The 849-nt window shown below is 60.5% G+C and carries 1 protein-coding gene and 1 pseudogene; both read left to right on the forward strand.

Annotation, left to right across the window (positions count from 1 at the left end):
• Window positions 1-243 precede the first annotated feature (243 nt).
• Window positions 244-618 carry a septal ring lytic transglycosylase RlpA family protein gene (locus DBR24_RS15695; RefSeq protein ID WP_128615216.1) on the forward strand — a complete coding sequence of 125 codons (375 nt, stop codon included), beginning with the start codon at window positions 244-246 and terminating at the stop codon, window positions 616-618.
• 46 nt (window positions 619-664) lie between these two features.
• A pseudogene (locus DBR24_RS15700) lies at window positions 665-849 on the forward strand (conjugal transfer protein TraR); the annotation flags it as partial.

Below are 849 nucleotides of genomic sequence, written 5' to 3' on the forward strand. Positions count from 1 at the left end.
GCTGAAAAGCAAGCTCGAAGGCTGATGAAAATGGAGCCAGACAAACAGCCTGGCTCCATCCCCTGTAGGAGTGACCTGTGGCGTGGGGATTTATCCCCGTTGGGCCGCGAAGCGGCCCCAATGGCTGAGCTTGATTTACACCAGATAAACCGAGTTTTCAGATTTTGGGACTGCTGCGCAGTCCAACGGGGATAAATCCCCTCGCCACAGGTCACTCCCACATTTGATTCGGGAAACCTTTGAATGAAGCGTTTGTTCATCAGCTGCGCCCTGCTCTCTCTACTGGCCGGTTGCGCCAGCAACGACATCATCGACCCGCACGGTTACGACCAGACCGGCGTTGCCTCTTATTACGGCGCCAAACACCACGGTAAACGCACCGCCAGCGGCGAAGCGTTCAACCAGCATTCCCTGACCGCCGCCCACCGCCAGTTGCCTTTCGGCACCCGGGTGATGGTCACCAACCTGAAAAACGCCAAGTCCTGCGTGGTCCGCATCAATGATCGCGGGCCGCATACCCATGGTCGCCTGATCGATGTTTCACGCGAAGCGGCCGAACGACTCGGTATGCTCGGCAGTGGCACCGCCCGGGTGCGCATCCAGGCCCTCGACGACTGATGGAGCACCGACCATTTTCGGACTGACCGATTTACCGCTGATCAGCGTGATCGAATTGCTCGCCGGCCTCGGCCTGTTGATCTTCGGCGCCGAACTGATGGTGCGCGCAGCGGTGCGGCTGGCGGCCCGTCTGCACGTACGGCCGCTGATCATCGGTCTGACCATCGTCGCCCTCGGCAGCAGCGCGCCGCAAATGGCCGTCAGCCTGCAAGCTACGCTGACGCACAACTC

This window comes from Pseudomonas sp. HMWF006 (genome assembly GCF_003061205.1).
GTDB classification, from domain to species: Bacteria; Pseudomonadota; Gammaproteobacteria; order Pseudomonadales; family Pseudomonadaceae; genus Aquipseudomonas; species Aquipseudomonas monsensis.

What these genes read in the sequence shown, in the direction of transcription:
- DBR24_RS15695 (WP_128615216.1), top strand. Translation starts at nt 244, where the DNA reads ATGAAGCGTTTGTTCATCAGCTGCGCCCTGCTCTCTCTACTGGCCGGT.